The organism is Mycobacterium sp. NGS27, assembly GCF_059813005.1.
In genome coordinates, this window is the sequence record NZ_JCALDT010000002.1 from 574471 (window position 1) to 589365 (window position 14895).

General features: G+C 65.2%; 13 protein-coding genes. 6 read left to right on the forward strand and 7 right to left on the reverse strand.

Annotation, left to right across the window (positions count from 1 at the left end; genetic code table 11):
* The first annotated feature begins 118 nt into the window (after positions 1 to 118).
* Positions 119 to 544 carry a PH domain-containing protein gene (locus AC5Y30_RS07385; protein WP_499917420.1) on the forward strand — a complete coding sequence of 142 codons (426 nt, stop codon included), beginning with the start codon at positions 119 to 121 and terminating at the stop codon, positions 542 to 544.
* A gap of 21 nt (positions 545 to 565) precedes the next feature.
* Here the strand turns inward: AC5Y30_RS07385 and AC5Y30_RS07390 are convergent, their stop codons facing one another.
* A complete protein-coding gene (locus AC5Y30_RS07390; RefSeq protein ID WP_499917421.1) occupies positions 566 to 1114 on the reverse strand; it encodes a peptidylprolyl isomerase in 549 nt (182 codons plus the stop codon).
* Between the two features lie 158 nt (positions 1115 to 1272).
* On the opposite strand from AC5Y30_RS07390, the gene cwsA reads away from it, so the two are divergent.
* A complete protein-coding gene (gene cwsA, locus AC5Y30_RS07395; RefSeq protein WP_499917422.1) occupies positions 1273 to 1707 on the forward strand; it encodes a cell wall synthesis protein CwsA in 435 nt (144 codons plus the stop codon).
* A 2-nt stretch (positions 1708 to 1709) separates the two neighbouring features.
* Here the strand turns inward: cwsA and AC5Y30_RS07400 are convergent, their stop codons facing one another.
* The gene (locus AC5Y30_RS07400; RefSeq protein ID WP_499917423.1) at positions 1710 to 2924 is read right to left on the reverse strand and encodes a cytochrome P450; all 1215 of its coding nucleotides are present in this window, start codon (positions 2922 to 2924) and stop codon (positions 1710 to 1712) included.
* A gap of 197 nt (positions 2925 to 3121) precedes the next feature.
* Here AC5Y30_RS07400 and AC5Y30_RS07405 point away from each other — a divergent pair, with 197 nt between their 5' ends.
* A complete protein-coding gene (locus AC5Y30_RS07405; RefSeq protein WP_499917424.1) occupies positions 3122 to 3679 on the forward strand; it encodes a TetR/AcrR family transcriptional regulator in 558 nt (185 codons plus the stop codon).
* Positions 3680 to 3703: 24 nt separating this feature from the next.
* Here AC5Y30_RS07405 and AC5Y30_RS07410 read toward each other — a convergent pair whose 3' ends face one another.
* Together AC5Y30_RS07410 and AC5Y30_RS07415 are read right to left on the reverse strand one after the other, a co-directional pair.
* The gene (locus AC5Y30_RS07410; RefSeq protein WP_499917425.1) at positions 3704 to 6877 is read right to left on the reverse strand and encodes an AAA family ATPase; all 3174 of its coding nucleotides are present in this window, start codon (positions 6875 to 6877) and stop codon (positions 3704 to 3706) included.
* 131 nt (positions 6878 to 7008) lie between these two features.
* Entirely contained in the window at positions 7009 to 7782 is a 774-nt protein-coding gene (locus AC5Y30_RS07415) for a phthiotriol/phenolphthiotriol dimycocerosates methyltransferase (protein ID WP_499917426.1), read from the reverse strand.
* Positions 7783 to 7897: 115 nt separating this feature from the next.
* Here AC5Y30_RS07415 and AC5Y30_RS07420 point away from each other — a divergent pair, with 115 nt between their 5' ends.
* From AC5Y30_RS07420 to AC5Y30_RS07430, 3 genes are read left to right on the forward strand one after another with little or no spacing between them, the layout of a single operon-like run.
* Entirely contained in the window at positions 7898 to 9625 is a 1728-nt protein-coding gene (locus AC5Y30_RS07420; RefSeq protein WP_499917427.1) for an AMP-binding protein, read from the forward strand.
* A gap of 26 nt (positions 9626 to 9651) precedes the next feature.
* Positions 9652 to 10467 (forward strand): methyltransferase domain-containing protein, encoded by an 816-nt coding sequence (locus AC5Y30_RS07425; RefSeq protein ID WP_499917428.1) that lies wholly within the window; start codon positions 9652 to 9654, stop codon positions 10465 to 10467.
* Positions 10464 to 11420 (forward strand): rhamnan synthesis F family protein, encoded by a 957-nt coding sequence (locus AC5Y30_RS07430; protein WP_499917429.1) that lies wholly within the window; start codon positions 10464 to 10466, stop codon positions 11418 to 11420. Before AC5Y30_RS07425 ends, AC5Y30_RS07430 begins: the two co-directional genes overlap by 4 nt.
* Before the next feature lie 7 nt (positions 11421 to 11427).
* Here the strand turns inward: AC5Y30_RS07430 and AC5Y30_RS07435 are convergent, their stop codons facing one another.
* From AC5Y30_RS07435 to AC5Y30_RS07445, 3 genes are read right to left on the reverse strand one after another with little or no spacing between them, the layout of a single operon-like run.
* Complete coding sequence (locus AC5Y30_RS07435) at positions 11428 to 12147, reverse strand: GAP family protein (protein ID WP_499917430.1); 720 nt, start codon at positions 12145 to 12147, stop codon at positions 11428 to 11430.
* 20 nt (positions 12148 to 12167) lie between these two features.
* Positions 12168 to 13424 (reverse strand): glycosyltransferase, encoded by a 1257-nt coding sequence (locus AC5Y30_RS07440; protein WP_499917431.1) that lies wholly within the window; start codon positions 13422 to 13424, stop codon positions 12168 to 12170.
* Positions 13425 to 13449: 25 nt separating this feature from the next.
* The gene (locus AC5Y30_RS07445) at positions 13450 to 14889 is read right to left on the reverse strand and encodes an acyltransferase (protein WP_499917432.1); all 1440 of its coding nucleotides are present in this window, start codon (positions 14887 to 14889) and stop codon (positions 13450 to 13452) included.
* Between the last annotated feature and the right edge of the window lie 6 nt (positions 14890 to 14895).

The following is a 14895-nucleotide window of genomic DNA, read 5'->3' on the forward strand; positions in this document are numbered from 1 at the left end:
ATTCGACACCGCGTCAGCAACTATCCGGCCACCCAATCACACGCGTGTGATTTATCCCCACTGTTGATAGCTGATGTGGATAACTGCATAGGCAGTGGTGGGAGGGGTTAAGAAGCGCATGCAGCAAACACAATGGGAGCCGCACGCCGCCGGAATCGCTGGTTGTGGAGCCGCGGGCGTTTTGATGGCTATCGCCGCTGTGACCGTGGTCACAGACCCGCCCGGCCGGATTCTTGCGGGCGTTGCCGCGGCAGGTCTGATCTTGTTTGCCGGCGTGTCGTGGCACGCGCGTCCCAAGCTGGCAATCACGCCCGGTGGTCTCATGCTGCGCGGCTGGTTCCGGACGCAGGTATTGCAGCATTCCGACATCAAGATCATCCGCATCATCGAGTTCCGCCGCTACGGACGCAAGGTGCGGTTGCTCGAGGTCGAGACGGCCGACGGCGACCTGGTGCTGTTCTCTCGCTGGGACCTGGGGACAGACCCGGTAGGCGTGCTCGACGCACTGACTGCAGCCGGCTACGCGGGCCGTCAGCGGGACTGACCTACGCCCGTCCGGGCCGGTTCAGGAAATCGTGATCGACTCGATGACGACCGGCTCGGTGGGGCGGTCGTTGCCGTCGGTGCCGGTCGTCGCGATCGCATCGACGACCTTCTGCGACTCGGCGTCGGTCACTTCACCGAAGATCGTGTGGCGACGGTTCAGGTGCGGGGTCTGGCCCACCGTGATGAAGAACTGCGAGCCGTTTGTGCCCGGGCCGGCGTTTGCCATCGCCAGCAAGTAGGGCTTGTCGAATTGCAGTTCGGGGTGGAATTCGTCGGCGAACTTGTAGCCCGGGCCGCCGCGACCGGTTCCCGTCGGGTCGCCGCCCTGGATCATGAAACCCCGGATCACCCGGTGGAAAACCGCGCCGTCATAGAAGGGGCCGGAGGAGCCTCCCGATGCATTCTGCGTCGAGTACTCCTTGGTGCCCTGTGCCAGGCCGACGAAGTTGGCGACGGTCTTGGGCGCGTGGTTTCCGAAGAGGGCGACCTTGATGTCGCCGCGGTTGGTGTGAAGCGTGGCGGTAGCAGTCTGAAAGGGGCTGTTGGTCACGGCATGAGAGTCTGCCACTACGGGCGGGCGTCGCCGCACGCGGTGTCACCCACGCCGAATCCCGCGCAAATCGCGGCGAGTACACACCGCGGACGCCGACGTCCCTATGCTGGCAGTCTGTTCAGAAATCGGCCGGCGCCACGGCAGGCTCAATCGGCGGGACAGAGAGGCGGCAGATGAGGGCGAAGATGGATTCCCGGCTGACCCCGCGGCAGCGACTTTCCCGCGGCCTGACCTATTCGGCGCAGGGACCGGTGGACGTCACCCGGGGAGTTGTCGGGCTGAGTGTTCAGTCCGCGCGGTCGACCGCCTCGCAGTTGCGCCGCCGCTACCAAGAGGGGCGGCTGGCCCGGGACCTCGCCTCTGCCCAGGAAACCTTGGCCCAGGAGCTGGCCGCCGCCCAGGAAGTGGTCACGAGCCTGCCCCAAGCGCTACAGGACGCGCGCCGCGCGCAGCGTCGCGGTAAGCGCCCGTTGGTTCTCGCGGGGGTCGCCGTCGCGGTCCTGGTCGGGGGTGCCGCCGCGTTCAGCGTCGTCCGGCGCTCCGTGCGCGCGAAGCCTCAGGAGCCGCAGTCGCGGCCGCCCAGCGTCGACGTGCAGCCGCGTCCCTAGGGTCACCGCACGACCAACCCCAACCGTTCGCGGCGCCGGACCAGGATGCTCGGCAGCCATTCCCCGATATCGGCCGCATCGATCCAGGTGGTGCGCTGCAGCAGCATGCGCAACACGATGGTGGCTTCCAACCGGGCCAGTGCGGCTCCAACGCAGAAGTGCACGCCCTTGCCGAAGCTCAGATGACTCTTGGCGGCGGTGCGGTCCAGGCGGAATTCGTTTGGGGCCTCGAAGTGCACCGGGTCGCGGTTGGCCGCTCCCCACATCAGCAGCAGGTGGGAGTTGGCCGGCACCTGGGCCCCTCCTAGCGTGGTGTCGCGCCACACGTGGCGGTAGTGACCGCGAAATGGCGGCTCGAACCGCAAGGTCTCTTCGATGAAAGTGCCTAGTAATTCGGGGTTCTCGCGAAGCTGCCGTTGGATTGCGGGACGGTCGGTGAGGATCCACGCCGCGCTGCCCAGCAGCGATGCGGTCGATTCGCCGGCGGCGCTGAACAGCGTGAGCATGATGCCCAACGCCGGGAGTTGCTCGAGTTCCCCCGAGGCGCAGCGCGCCGCAAGGTCGCCCATCAACCCGGAATCTGGCTTGCCGCTGGCCTTTTCGAAATGCTCCAATACGTAGCCGGACAGCTCCATCGCGGCCAGCCCGGCCTGCGTGACCTGTTCGGGAGTGACGATCCCGTCGAGCAGTGTGGTGGTGGCGTAGCCGAGCCGAATGAGTTTGTCGGCGTCGTCGTCGGGCAGGCCCAGCAGCTTGCAGACCACCATCATCGGCAACCGGTTGGCGATGGCGCTCATCCATTCGATCTGGCCGTCGCGCAGGTTCTCTTCCCAGAGCCGGTCCGCGGTTCCGACGGCGAATTCCTCGATGATCCGCACGCGTTTGGCTGATAAGTGCGGCAGCAGAAGCTTGCGATGCAGCGCATGCACAGGGTCGTCCGCGGTGGCCAACGCGTGCATCGGGGCTCCGGGCAATCCCATGTCGAGCGGTGTGACGGTGCCGTCCTCGTGAAAGACCATGGTCGCCGTCAGGTTCGACGAGAAGTCGTCGACCCGTTCCACGGCCTCTTGCACCGCATCCCAACCGCACACGGCGTAGAACACCGAGTCGCCGATCCGGTGCACGGGTGCCTCGGCGCGCATCCGGTCATACAGCGGGTAGGGATCCTGTATCGCCTCGCTGCCGAAGAACCGGGTTGCGCTGTCCAAGACCGTCATGCGCTTCAGGCTCGGTGCCTCTCGCCCCGGCGGTCAATGGATCGCGGGAAAGTTGAGGGGCGGTCGCGGCAGACGTCGAGCGCGGATGACCGCGTGGACCGCCCGCCAGCAGGCCGTTCGGTTGAGAGAGATCGCCACAAAATTCTCAGGCTGCGAGAACTGTTTCTGTGCTCCGCATTGTGGGGGAACATGGGTGGATGCCGCGTGACGACTGGTTGGTGGGCCGCGACCGCCGTGGCGAAGCCGTCGAACGGATCTACGCCGCGGCCGCCGACATCATCGCTCGCCGGGGATACGAAGGATTCACGATCGAGGCCTTGGCGGCCCGGGTGCACTGCTCACCCGCGACGATCTACCGGCATGCCGGCGGTAAGGCGGCCATCCGCGACGCCGTCGTCGGTATTCAAGCGGCTCGCATCGTCGATAAGATCCGAGAGGCCATCAAGGACCTTCGGGGCCCCGAGCGCGTCGTGACGGCCACGATCATGGCGCTGGAGCGCCTGCGCTCCGACCCACTGGCTCAACTCATGCGGTCGATCCACGCGGCCCCGGTCAGCGATTGGGTCATCAGCTCGCCGACCGTCACGGCCCTGGCGGCCGAAATGCTGGGGCCCGACAATGACGATCCGCTGGCCGCGCAGTGGCTGATCCGCGTCTTCCTTGCGCTGTGGGGATGGCCGCTCAAGGATGCGGCCGCCGAGCGCGCCTTGGTGGAACGGTTTCTGGGTTCGTCGTATACGAGGCAGCGGGGCTAGGCCCGCAGCGAGCAGCCGCCGCTGTCAGGGCATCTCCTCGCTCCACGCGATATGTCCCTCGAAGCCAAGGGTTTTCGCCAAGTCACGGTAGCGATCCCTGAGGCGCGTGTAGGCCTCGACGTCGCCTTGGGCGCGCGCCAGCGCGGCGCGCATCCGCTGCAGCCAGGTCTCACGCATCGCCAGGTGCCCATCGGCAGGCTCGGACGCCACCCGTTCGATTGCGGCCGCGGCTTCGCTGACATCGCTTTCGGTCCCGCGGTCGAGCAGCGTCTCCACCAGGACACCGGTGGTCAAAGTACCCCACGAAAGCCCTTGTCCCCCAAGCATGAGATGGTCGACCGCGGCGCGCATGAGCGGTATCGCATGGTCGCGCTCGCCGCGGCGCGCCTGCTCGCGTGCCACGTACACGTCGAGCATCGGTATGTCGCACAGGAAGTGCCCCCCGCGCCGGAACACTTCGCGGACCTCGGCCAGAAGTTGCTGTCCGCGATCACGCTCGTCGTCCGTGGGGCGGTGCACCAGCGCCAGCCCCAAAGTCAGCCAGGCGACGCCCAATTGGAGGTTGTCGCCGGACGGTTGGGCGATCACCAGCGCATCCTCGATCTCGCGCAGGGTGGAATCGTCGGGTCGAAGCGCACCGGCCGGTATGCCCGTGGTGTACACATAGCTGACGACCGTGACGTAGGACAGGGAGTCGGCGCCGTGCGCCATGGCAACGCCGCGCTTCAGGTCGTCTCGCCATCCGGTACGACCCAGGGCCCAACGGGCGGTGCCCCGCTGGGCGAACGCGAGCGCGAGGGGCGACCCGAAGAGGAAATTGCCCTTGGTGGGGTCGCCGTCGGCCAGGTCGATGACCCGCTGCGACAAGCGGTGCATCTCGGCCCACTCGCCGGTCCCTATCTTGGCGCGGATCGCGGTGAAGGAGAGCCCAACCGTCAAAGTCGGGTCTCCGATGGACTCGATGAGGGCGACGGCCTCCGAAGCCAGCCGCGACGCCTCGCGCACCCTGTCCTGAAACGCGTGATCGACCACCAGCCCCGCCATCGCGATGGCCAGCGACGCCTTGTCCCCCGCGGCGTTGCACAATGTGCGCAGCTCGTCGAAACGGTCTCCGACGTCGTTCACATGCAGCCGCCAGGCGATCCCGCACAACATGGTTCGGGGGGCGATGCACATGGTGACCAGGTCTGGGTCATCGGCGGTCAACGCGTCGGCGATCCGCGTTGCACTTTCCCAACTGAGCCGCGCCGCGGCGATGTCGCGGTATGTCGCCCAGGTTGCCGCGCGCATGTGCCAGCCGTAGGCGTCCCGCAGGTCGCCCGCGGCTTCGAGGTGTTCGGCGATCAGCGCCGCGTTCTGGTCGGCGGATTCCGGCTCACGCGCCTCGATGGCGCCGGCCAGCCGCCGGTGCATCACGGCGCGATCGGACCGCAGTTGTGACTCGTAAGCCACGCTGCGAATCAGCGGGTGGCGGAAGGCGAATTCCGCGGTGGGCGTGAAACGGACCTGATCGATCAACGCGGCCTTCACGAGCGTATCGAGGACGGGTGCATTGCCCACCGCCTCGAGTAGCTCGGGCGTGAATCGCGAGCCGATCACGGCCGCGGCGTTCAGCGTCTGCTTGGCATCAGGGTCCAGACGGTCGATGCGCGCGGCGATGGTGGCCTGCAGCGTCGCCGGGACGGTCACCTCGGCCAGATCCGCACCACAGGTGAAACCGCCGCGGTCGCCTTCGAGCACCGCTCGCTCGGCGAGCTCGCGCACCATCTCCTGCGCAAAGAACGGGTTCCCGCCGGCCCGTTCGGCGACAAGCGCTTTGATCCCGGCGACTGACGGATCGGGGCCCAACAACTCGTCTAGAAGCGCCGCGGTTTCCGCCTCGCTCAAGGGCGAGAGCGAGATCGTCTGCGCTCCAGGCACACTCGCGAGCAGACCGGTGTATTCGGGGCGGTAGGTGATCAGCACCATCGACGGCGTCCGCGGAATGACCGCGAGGAAGTCCGCCACCAGCGAGTCGCTGACCTCATCGATCCAGTGCGCATCCTCGATCACGTAGAGGACAGGTTGGGTGCGGGCCAGCGACATCGAGTTGATCAGAGCGGTCAGCCGCCGTCGCCGCGCGTCGGGATGGATCGTCGGAGGGGGGGTGTCAGGGTCTCGGATGCCCATCAGGTCGTAGAGCAACAGCACGTCCTCATCGGAGGCGTCGGGGATCCTGGCCCGTACCTGTGCCCGCGCCGGCTCGTCATCGAGCTCGGCGATTCGGAGCCCCGCACGCAGCAGCGCTGCCGCCCCGACAAAAGGGACATCACTGGTGTGTGACTCACAGAAGGCCGAGACCACCTCGGCGCCCTTGCTGAGCGCCAACGCGACGGTCTCGTCGGCGAGTCGCGTCTTGCCGATGCCCGCCGGCCCGGCGACACAGACCACGCATCCGCGCCCGCCCTTCGATCGATCCAGCAGGCCGGCGATCGTGGTGACTTCCAGCTCTCGCCCGACCAATGCGCCTTGCAGGTCGCGACTTCGTTGCGGTCCGCCGGTCAGGCCGATCAGACGACGGGCCAGCACCGGGTTGGCGCTGCCTTTGATGCGCACCTGCTCGGCGTCGGCCAGCATGGCGACTTGCTGAACGAGTCGGGCGGTGGATTCGCTGAGCATCACTCCACCCGCCGGCGCCACCGATTCCATCCGCTGCGCCATTCCGACCTGTTCACCGATGGCGGTGTAGCCCAACGCTTTCGAACCGAGTTCGCCCGCGATCACCTGACCGGAGTTGAGCCCCACCCGCAGTTGAAGGTCCACACCGTCGCGCTCGCGAACGTCGACGGCGAGCGACTTGACCTCCTCCTGGAGGCCCAAGGCCGCCAGACAGGCGCGAAACGCGTGGTCCTCCATGGTTACCGGTGCCCCGAACACCGCCATGATGCCGTCGCCGGTGAACTTGTCCACCGTGCCCCCGTAGCGGTGCACCACCTTGGTGCAGCGGTGCACCAGTGCGGCCATGATTTCGCGCAGTCGCTCGGGGCCGACGGTCGCTGCGATGTCCATGGAATGCACCACGTCGGCGAACAACACCGACACCTGCTTGTATTCCGCAGGTGCGGCGGGTTCGGCGACTGCCGCGCCGCAGCCGTGGCAGAACCGCGCATCGTGGAGGAGTTCGGTGCCACACGCCTGGCACGCTCCTACGGCCGCCATCCGACCCTCCGCCGATCCTTGCCCCCCGCGTTTGCTGGAATCTTCACAGAATAGGCCGTCGGGCCCCCCACTAGGGAGTGTTAGCTCCTTCACTCAGACGCCTGCGGCACAAAATTTTGGTGCCACGCGCCTCAATCCTTGGCAGCAAAGGCGAACATCCGGTAGGAGGCCTGGCCGTTTTGCAGCCGGCGATGGATCAACGACCCAACCCCACCCGCGTAGTCATCAGCCAGGCCGCGCAGCAGCGCGATGTTCGGTAGGCGACGCGTGATTTGATCGACGAACCGATTCTTCTCCAGTCCGCGCATGACCTCCGCGTTGATGACCCGTTCGGACAGCAGCCGCATGGGGATGTTGGCCAGGTCCGCCTCCCAGGCGGCGATTTCGTCGGCGTAGCGCATATCGGCGTACAAGAACCGCCCGCCGGGGCGCAGCACGCGTTCCACCTCCGCGAAGAATCTGGGAACGTCCTGATAGTTGATCGCGGCTTCGACGTTCACCACTGCGTCGAAGGACCCGTCGGGGAAGGGCAGGCTTTCGGCGTTGCCCTGCACGAACTTCAGGCCGGATAAAGTGTGCCTCTTTCTGCAGAACTCGATGCCGACCGGGTTCAGGTCCAGGCCCGTATAGGTCGCCGGGCGCAGGGTCCGCATCAAATACGATGCGCCGCCACCGTGGCCGCAGCTCACCTCCAGCACGTCCTTGCCTGCCAGGTCCGCCTGCGTGGCCGTGCGGTGGTAGAGCTGAATCGGAAACCGATCGGGCTCATCGGCCGCCGTCAGCGGCAACGCCATCGGCGGGTCCTCTTCATATCCGTAATTCAGGAACAACACGTCGTCCCTGATGAGTAGGCGGCTAAGAAATTGGTAGCCGTATTTGAAGCGCAGGTTCAAAAGCTTCAGCAAGACCGGGTTGCGATTCAGCCGGTCGATGATGCCTTCGATCGGGGTGTGTTGGAGCCGCCCATCGTCTTTGCTGCAAAACCGGCGTGGTGATAACGGCCGAGGTAACCTGACGCCCATGCTCAAGTCTCCCATTCCGGCCCTGCTGCGCGAACGCGCCAGTCTGGCGCCGAATCGGACGGCGTTCACGTTTATGAATTATCAACGGGATTGGGCCGGCATCGAGGAGAGTTTGACGTGGGCGCAGCTGTACCGGCGGGCGCTGAACGTTGCCGACGAGCTTCGGCTGCACGGGTCAACCGGTGACCGTGCCCTGATACTGGCGCCCCAAAGCCTCGACTACGTCATTGCGTTTCTCGGCGCGATACAGGCCGGCTTCATCGCGGTTCCGTTGGGCGCCGACAGCGACGAACGGGTCGGCTCGGTGCTGCGCGACGCGTCGCCCGCTGCGGTTCTCACGACGTCCTCGGTCGCTGACGATATCGCCGGTTGTCTCGAGCCGAAGTCGCGCCAAGCGGCCCCCTCGCTCATCGCAGTTGACTTGCTGGATCTCGATTCGAAGAAGGCGCCCGCTACCAGGGTCGAGAGTTCAACGGACACAGTGTATTTGCAGTACACGTCGGGATCGACGCGCACCCCGGCCGGGGTCATGGTGTCGCACAAGAACATCCTGGCCAACTTCGAGCACATGAATGCCGCCTTCTTCGGGGACCACGGGGGAGTCGCCCCACCGGACAGCACGATGGTGTCCTGGTTGCCGCTCTATCACGACATGGGTTTGCAACTAGGGGTCATCTTTTCGGTTCTCACGGGATTTCGCAGTGTGCTCACGAGTCCGGTTTCCTTTCTGCAGCGGCCGGCCCGATGGATGCGATTGCTGGCACAGAACAGTCGGGCGCATTCGGCAGCGCCTAACTTCGCCTTCGAGTTGGCGGTTCGAAAAACCTCAGACGATGACCTTGCCGGGCTCGACCTCGGCGACGTGTCGTGCATCTTCAACGGTGGTGAGCGGGTACAGCCCGCCACCCTGCAGCGCTTCGCCGAGCGGTTCGCCCGCTTCAACCTCCAGTCCAAGGTGTTGCGGCCATCGTATGGATTGGCCGAGGCAACGCTGTACGTCTCGACTCGTGAGGCGAGTCAGCCACCGCGGGTCGTGCATTTCGACTCCGAAGAACTGACCGCGGGCCACGCGAAGCGCCAGTCAGACATCGGCGGCACGGCGCTCGTCAGTTACGGCGTGCCGCGGTCGCCGATGGTGCGTGTCGTGGATCCCGAGAGCCGTATCGAGTGCCCGGCGGGAACCACCGGTGAGATCTGGGTGCACGGCCGCAACGTCGCTAGCGGATATTGGCAGAAGCCGACCGAGACGCAGCATACGTTCGGCGCAACGTTGGTCGCCCCGTCGGCTGGAACCCCCGAAGGGCCTTGGTTGAGAACCGGGGACCTGGGGTTCATCTCCGACGGCGAACTGTTCATGATCGGCCGTACCAAGGATCTTTTGATCGTGTACGGGCGCAACCACTGTCCCGACGACCTCGAGGGGACCATCCAGAGTGTCGCACCGGGACGGTGCGCGGCGATCGCTGTTCCGGACAAGGGCACCGAAAAGCTCGTCGCCATCATCGAACTCAAGAATCGGGCCGCCTCTCAGGAGGAGGCGGGGGACGGATTCGACGTCGTCAAACGCAAAGTCACCTCGGCGATTTCCGATGTGCACGGGGTCAGCGTCGCGGATCTCGTTGTGGTAGCCCCGGGTTCGATTCCCATCACCACCAGTGGCAAGGTCAGAAGAGCGGCCTGCGTCGAGCGCTATCGCCAGAATCAGTTCGCCCGCTTGGACGCTTAGTGCCCCGGACACGGACGATCACGGAATTGACGTACTGGTACCAGTATTCGTTGCGGGAGAACGGTCCGGGGTTCACGATGCGACACGCTCGGTGGCGGCTACCGCTACGTCACAGGTATCAGTCATTCGTCGACGGCAAATACGGTGTCGAGATCGGCGGCCCGAGTGTGCTTTTCAGAACCGTGCTGCCCCTTTATCAACGGGTCAGGGGGCTCGATGGCGTCAACTTCTCCGCGGACACCATCTGGGAGGGACGCATCGAGGCCGATGCGGGTTACCACTACCACCGCAACAAACGCGGTCGCCAATTCATTGCCGACGCCACCGACCTGCCCGGGCTGTCGACCGCCCGATACGATTTCGTGCTGTCCTCGAACTGCTTGGAGCACACCGCAAACCCGTTGAAGGCTCTGGTCGAATGGAGAAGGGTCGTCAAGGCGGGCGGAGCACTGGTGCTCGTGGTCCCGAACAAGAAGCACAACTTCGACCACCGGCGCCCGGTCACGAAGTTCGAACACCTGCTGGCTGATTTCACCGCCGATGTCGGCGAGGACGACCTGACTCATCTCGATGAGATCCTGGCCCTCCACGACTTACGCAGGGACTGGCCGGCACGCGGGCGTCAGCGGTTCAGGAAGCGAAGCCTGAACAACTTTTACAACCGAACCCTTCACCATCATGTTTTTGATGTCGAGCTGATCGAGGAGATGCTGGAGCGTGTTGGATTCGGCATCGTGGACGTGACAACCACGCGAACCGACCTTTTCGCGCTCGCCGTGAAGACCGGCGCCGCGGCCACACTGCCGGCACCGGATGCAGCCGATCTCGTCGCGGCGCCATGAAACGCGTGCTGGGTACGGAATCCGCGCGCGCCATCGACGCTTTTCGATACCGACTGAGCCCCAACGCTTTACGGTTCATCTGTCAAAGCCATCTGGAGCTTCCATCGCAGCCGCCTTCCGGTCGTCGCACCCTCCTTTTGTTCGCACACTTCGATGTCCAAGGCGTCGTCGACCCATACGTCACCTACTACCTGAAGGCGCTGCACGGGCTCGGGGCAACCATTGTCTTCGTTTCTGCCTCGCCCGTCCTCTCCGCGGAATCGGTCGCCACCATCCGCCCGTTCTGTGCGGGCATTTACACCCGTCGCACGCTTTCCTTCGACTTCGGCTCGTGGCACCTCGCGTGGTGCGTCCTCCGGCAGCGCGGATGGTCGCTTGATCAGTTCGACCGTTTCGCCATCGCGAACGACAGCGTCTTCGGTCCCCTCTTCCCTCTCGAGGAGATGTGGGGTTCCTTCCGCGGTGCCGACATGTACGGCGCCATCGAAAACACCCAGATGTTTTCCCACCTCCAGTCCTTTTTCCTGGCGTGGGATCTCAATTCACGCACCCGCCCCTTCCTCAACGACCTGTGGGCCGAGTTCCAGTACCCCGTGCACAAAGGCACTCTCATCTGGCGGTACGAGGTTGGCCTATCCAGGCGCGCGCGTAAAGCCGGGCTCAGCGTCAAACCGTACGTCTCCGCCGCCGCCGTAAGAACCTGCGGTGGGCACCCATCGCAGCGATGGGGCAGCAAACGGTCGGGGCGAAACAACGGCACCCTCTACTTCTGGGACGGCCTCATCGAGGACTTCAGGTTCCCCTTCCTCAAGGTGACCGTGGTGCGCGACAAGCGCTTGCGCAAGTCGATGACGCACCTGCGCGATGTCATCGAGCAGCACACTCCCTATCCCTATCGACTCATTCAGTCGAACGCCGAAAAGCTCGGCCGCGGAAACCATCTCCTGCCCTAGGCGGGGCTCAGATGCTGCCCAGACCCGCCGCGATCAACGCAAGCCCCGCCGCTGTGGGCACGGCGATCAGAATCCGCCGCCGGTGCGCTACGGCAAGCCTCTGCAGCTGCAGCACGAGCGCCCGGATTTTTGCCGGCATGACCAGGTAGCCGATGAGCGGGATCTCAACCAGAGCCAGCACCACGAGGGTGAACATCACGACCGCGCTGAGCTGAGTGCCGAATGCGGCGCCCGAGGAGACGATGACGATGAGCACGACCAGGTAATCGATGGGCGGCATCGTGGACACCAGACCGATCCCGAACGCGAACCACGGGTTGCCGCCTTGCAACGCCCGACCGGCGCGGGCCCTGATCCGTGCGATCGCGGTTGACGTGCTTTGGCGATCCGGGGCCGCCGAAAGGGCGCCGTAGGTCGACACTTCGACAGGCAGTCGCGTCCGATACCTCGTTGACAACACTCCCGCGATCAGCAGTGCGAGCACGCCGATGGTGATCTGGAAATACCCGCCGGTGAATCGGAAGACTGCGGACCTCATATCTCCCATGACCAGCGGCACCGAATCGCGCATCGCCAGCATCAAGCCGAAGACCGCGATTCCAGGGGCGATACCGGCCGCCAGGCCGCCCAGCCAGTATGCGATCAGGTTGTGCTTGGGCCGCATGCGCGACATCAGGGCCACGACCACGACCAGGCGCGTCGGGTCCATCGCGACCCATGACGCCACTACCAGCACCGTGGCCCACATCAGGCAACGCGCTTCCGGTGAACGACCCCCTCGATGAGATCGGCCGCCACGCTCACGCTTTCGGCCGGATCGGTCAGGTGGGTGGCGACTTCACCGGCGCGCGCGACGTAGTGCGCCGCGCGGATCCGGCGTAGGTGTGCCACCAGCGATTTTCGGGTGATCGTGCAGAAGCGTTGAGCGCGGCCGACTTTCAGCCGGACCGTCGCGGCCGCCCATAGCGGCTGATCGGCTACGTCCCAAAGGATCAGCATCGGGATTCCGGCCCGAAGGGCTGCGGCGGTGGTACCCGCGCCGCCGTGGTGGACTGCTGCGCGACAAAGCGGAAAGATGGCCCCATAGTTCACCGGGCCCACCAGTTTCACCTCGTCGGGGTGCTGGATGCCGGTGGAATCGCGCGCATCGCCGTAGATCAGGGCACGTTCACCTAGTTCCGCGCAGGCCGCGCCGATCATGGCGATCGTGTCGGCGGAGGATTGGATCGGCGTGCTGCCGAAGCCGAAGTAGATGGGCGGCGTGCCGGTGCCGATCCATTTCGCGACCTCACCGTCGGCATCCGTCGGCAACTGCAACGTCAGCGCGCCGACGATGGGTCGCCGGCCGTGCCATTCGGCGGCAAGCTTGGGAAAGCAAGCCTGCTCGTAGGCCTGGATTTCGAGAGATCCGCGTTGCGCCATCCGCTTGGCCGCGGGCGCGGCTGCCCGCGGCAGCCCCAGTTCGCGTCGTTGCGCGTCATCGGCGTCCTTGGTGATGCGCCAATACAGCCACCACGCCGCCCTCAATGTAGAGCGAACCAGGGGAGTGGGCGACGGTATGGAAGGCAGGGCGAGTTGCCCGTTGACGCAGATCGGCATGTGGTGGATCGCCGCCAGCGGAATGTCGTAGTACTCAGCGACGTTGGCGACGACGCCGTGGTAGGTCTGGCCGGTTACGAGCATGTCGGCGCCGTCCGCGAGTTCGGCCAGCGTCCGGCTCATCTGCGCCCAGCCCGCGACGAAGAGGTCCCTGCCTGAGCGCATGAAGTCGAGGGGATTCTGCGGCCTGAAGGCGTGGTGAACGAATTCGGCAAGCGCGCTGACCTGCTCGTGCGAATCCGGGCCGTACCCGACCGCGCTAAGGCCGGCCGACCGCACAAAGCCGATGAGGTTGGGCGGGGCCGCGATGCGCACGTCGTGCCCCCTGCGCAGCAGTTCCACACCGACTGCGGCGCATGGCTCTACGTCCCCGCGAGTCCCATGGGCGGCCAACACGACTTTCATCGGCGCAACCCGATATCAAATTTCATCAGGACACCTGAACCGCTGTACCTGTATAGCGACCGTCCGCGGCACGCTGCAACACCGATTTCATCGCACTGACGTACCGGATCACGGAGTCTTTGGCGATCGTGTTTTTCGGCAGGTTCACCCACATCGACACCTCATCGAAGAGGCGGATTATCGAGAAGTAGAGGTGCGCCGGATCCCTGGGGTCGCAGTAGATGCTGACATTCGCATCCTTCATGTGGGAGGTGACGGTGGCAGAGAAGGGAGGAAGGCCCGCGTCCATGTAGTTGACCATCGTGCAGTTCGGGCCCCATGCCCTGAGCCACGGTGCCAACTTCAATATCTCGTTGAACGACACGCTGGCGAGGTCCATATTCGAATCGAAGGACGCCTGCGCGGCCCGGGCGGTCTCTTCGAAGGATGCCGGGTTCACCGGCACGGTGAAGGGCACCACGCCGGTGAACCAGCCCATCGTCGAGAATTCCGCCAACGACCTGCGTTTATCGGTCGGTGCAAGGCCGTAATATGTTGTGGCGCCGGTCAACTCGTGCTGCGCGAGAGCTATGCAGGCGAACAAACCGCCGCTGACTCGGGCACCCGCCGCGATGCAGCGGGATTCGAATTCGGCCGTCTGCTTCTGATCCATCAGCCGATCGACCACCACGTCGCCGCCGGTGGCCTGCGAGAGATCACCGAGCGGCAGCGGGAAGTCCGGCAAGGTCCCGCCGTTGCGCTCGGCGAATTCGATCCACCTGCGAACCTGGGTGGAGTCCGCGGACAGGGATGCTACGTGCTGCTGTTCTCTGATGCAGAAGTCGTCGTGACTGGCCGGGGGCGGCGCCTGAACGAGCGCACGGCCGGCCACCAGGACGCGGTAGTTCATCACGATCTCGGTGTAGAGGCCGGCGATAATCGTTGGGTCGCAGTGCAGGTGGTCGACGATCGCAAAAATGGTGAAGTGGTCGTCGCGCGCAATGATGCCAAACCTGAAGCAATCCCACTGCAACGGGTCCGGAGTCGACAGCACGAACTGGTGCCACTCCCGTGGCGTCATGTTGTCCTGCCGGACCGGAACGAAGTCGATGTCGGCGGGGTCCACGATCGTGTGCCGCACAATGCTTTCCGCATCGCCGTACTCGAACCAACTGTGATACGTCTTGTGCCGGCGCAGGTGAGAGTTGATGACGTAGCCCATGGCTCGGACATCGCATCGGCCGGGCTCGTCGCCGGAGCCGATCACCAGCCGCGCATAGTCGAGCCCGCGTGCGGCGTAGCGGGAAAAGCCGCGAAGGTGTGCGTCCTGCATCGCGCTCAGCGGCACCGCACTGATCGGAGCTTGCCGGGCTTTCGCCAGCGAAGCGGGCGATGGCTGCCAAGTCACGATCCTTCCCGCCTCGGGTGTCCAGTCGTAGACGGTTCCCACGAACAGCCCCCGCGTTGGCCCTGCACCTATGAACACCCACGC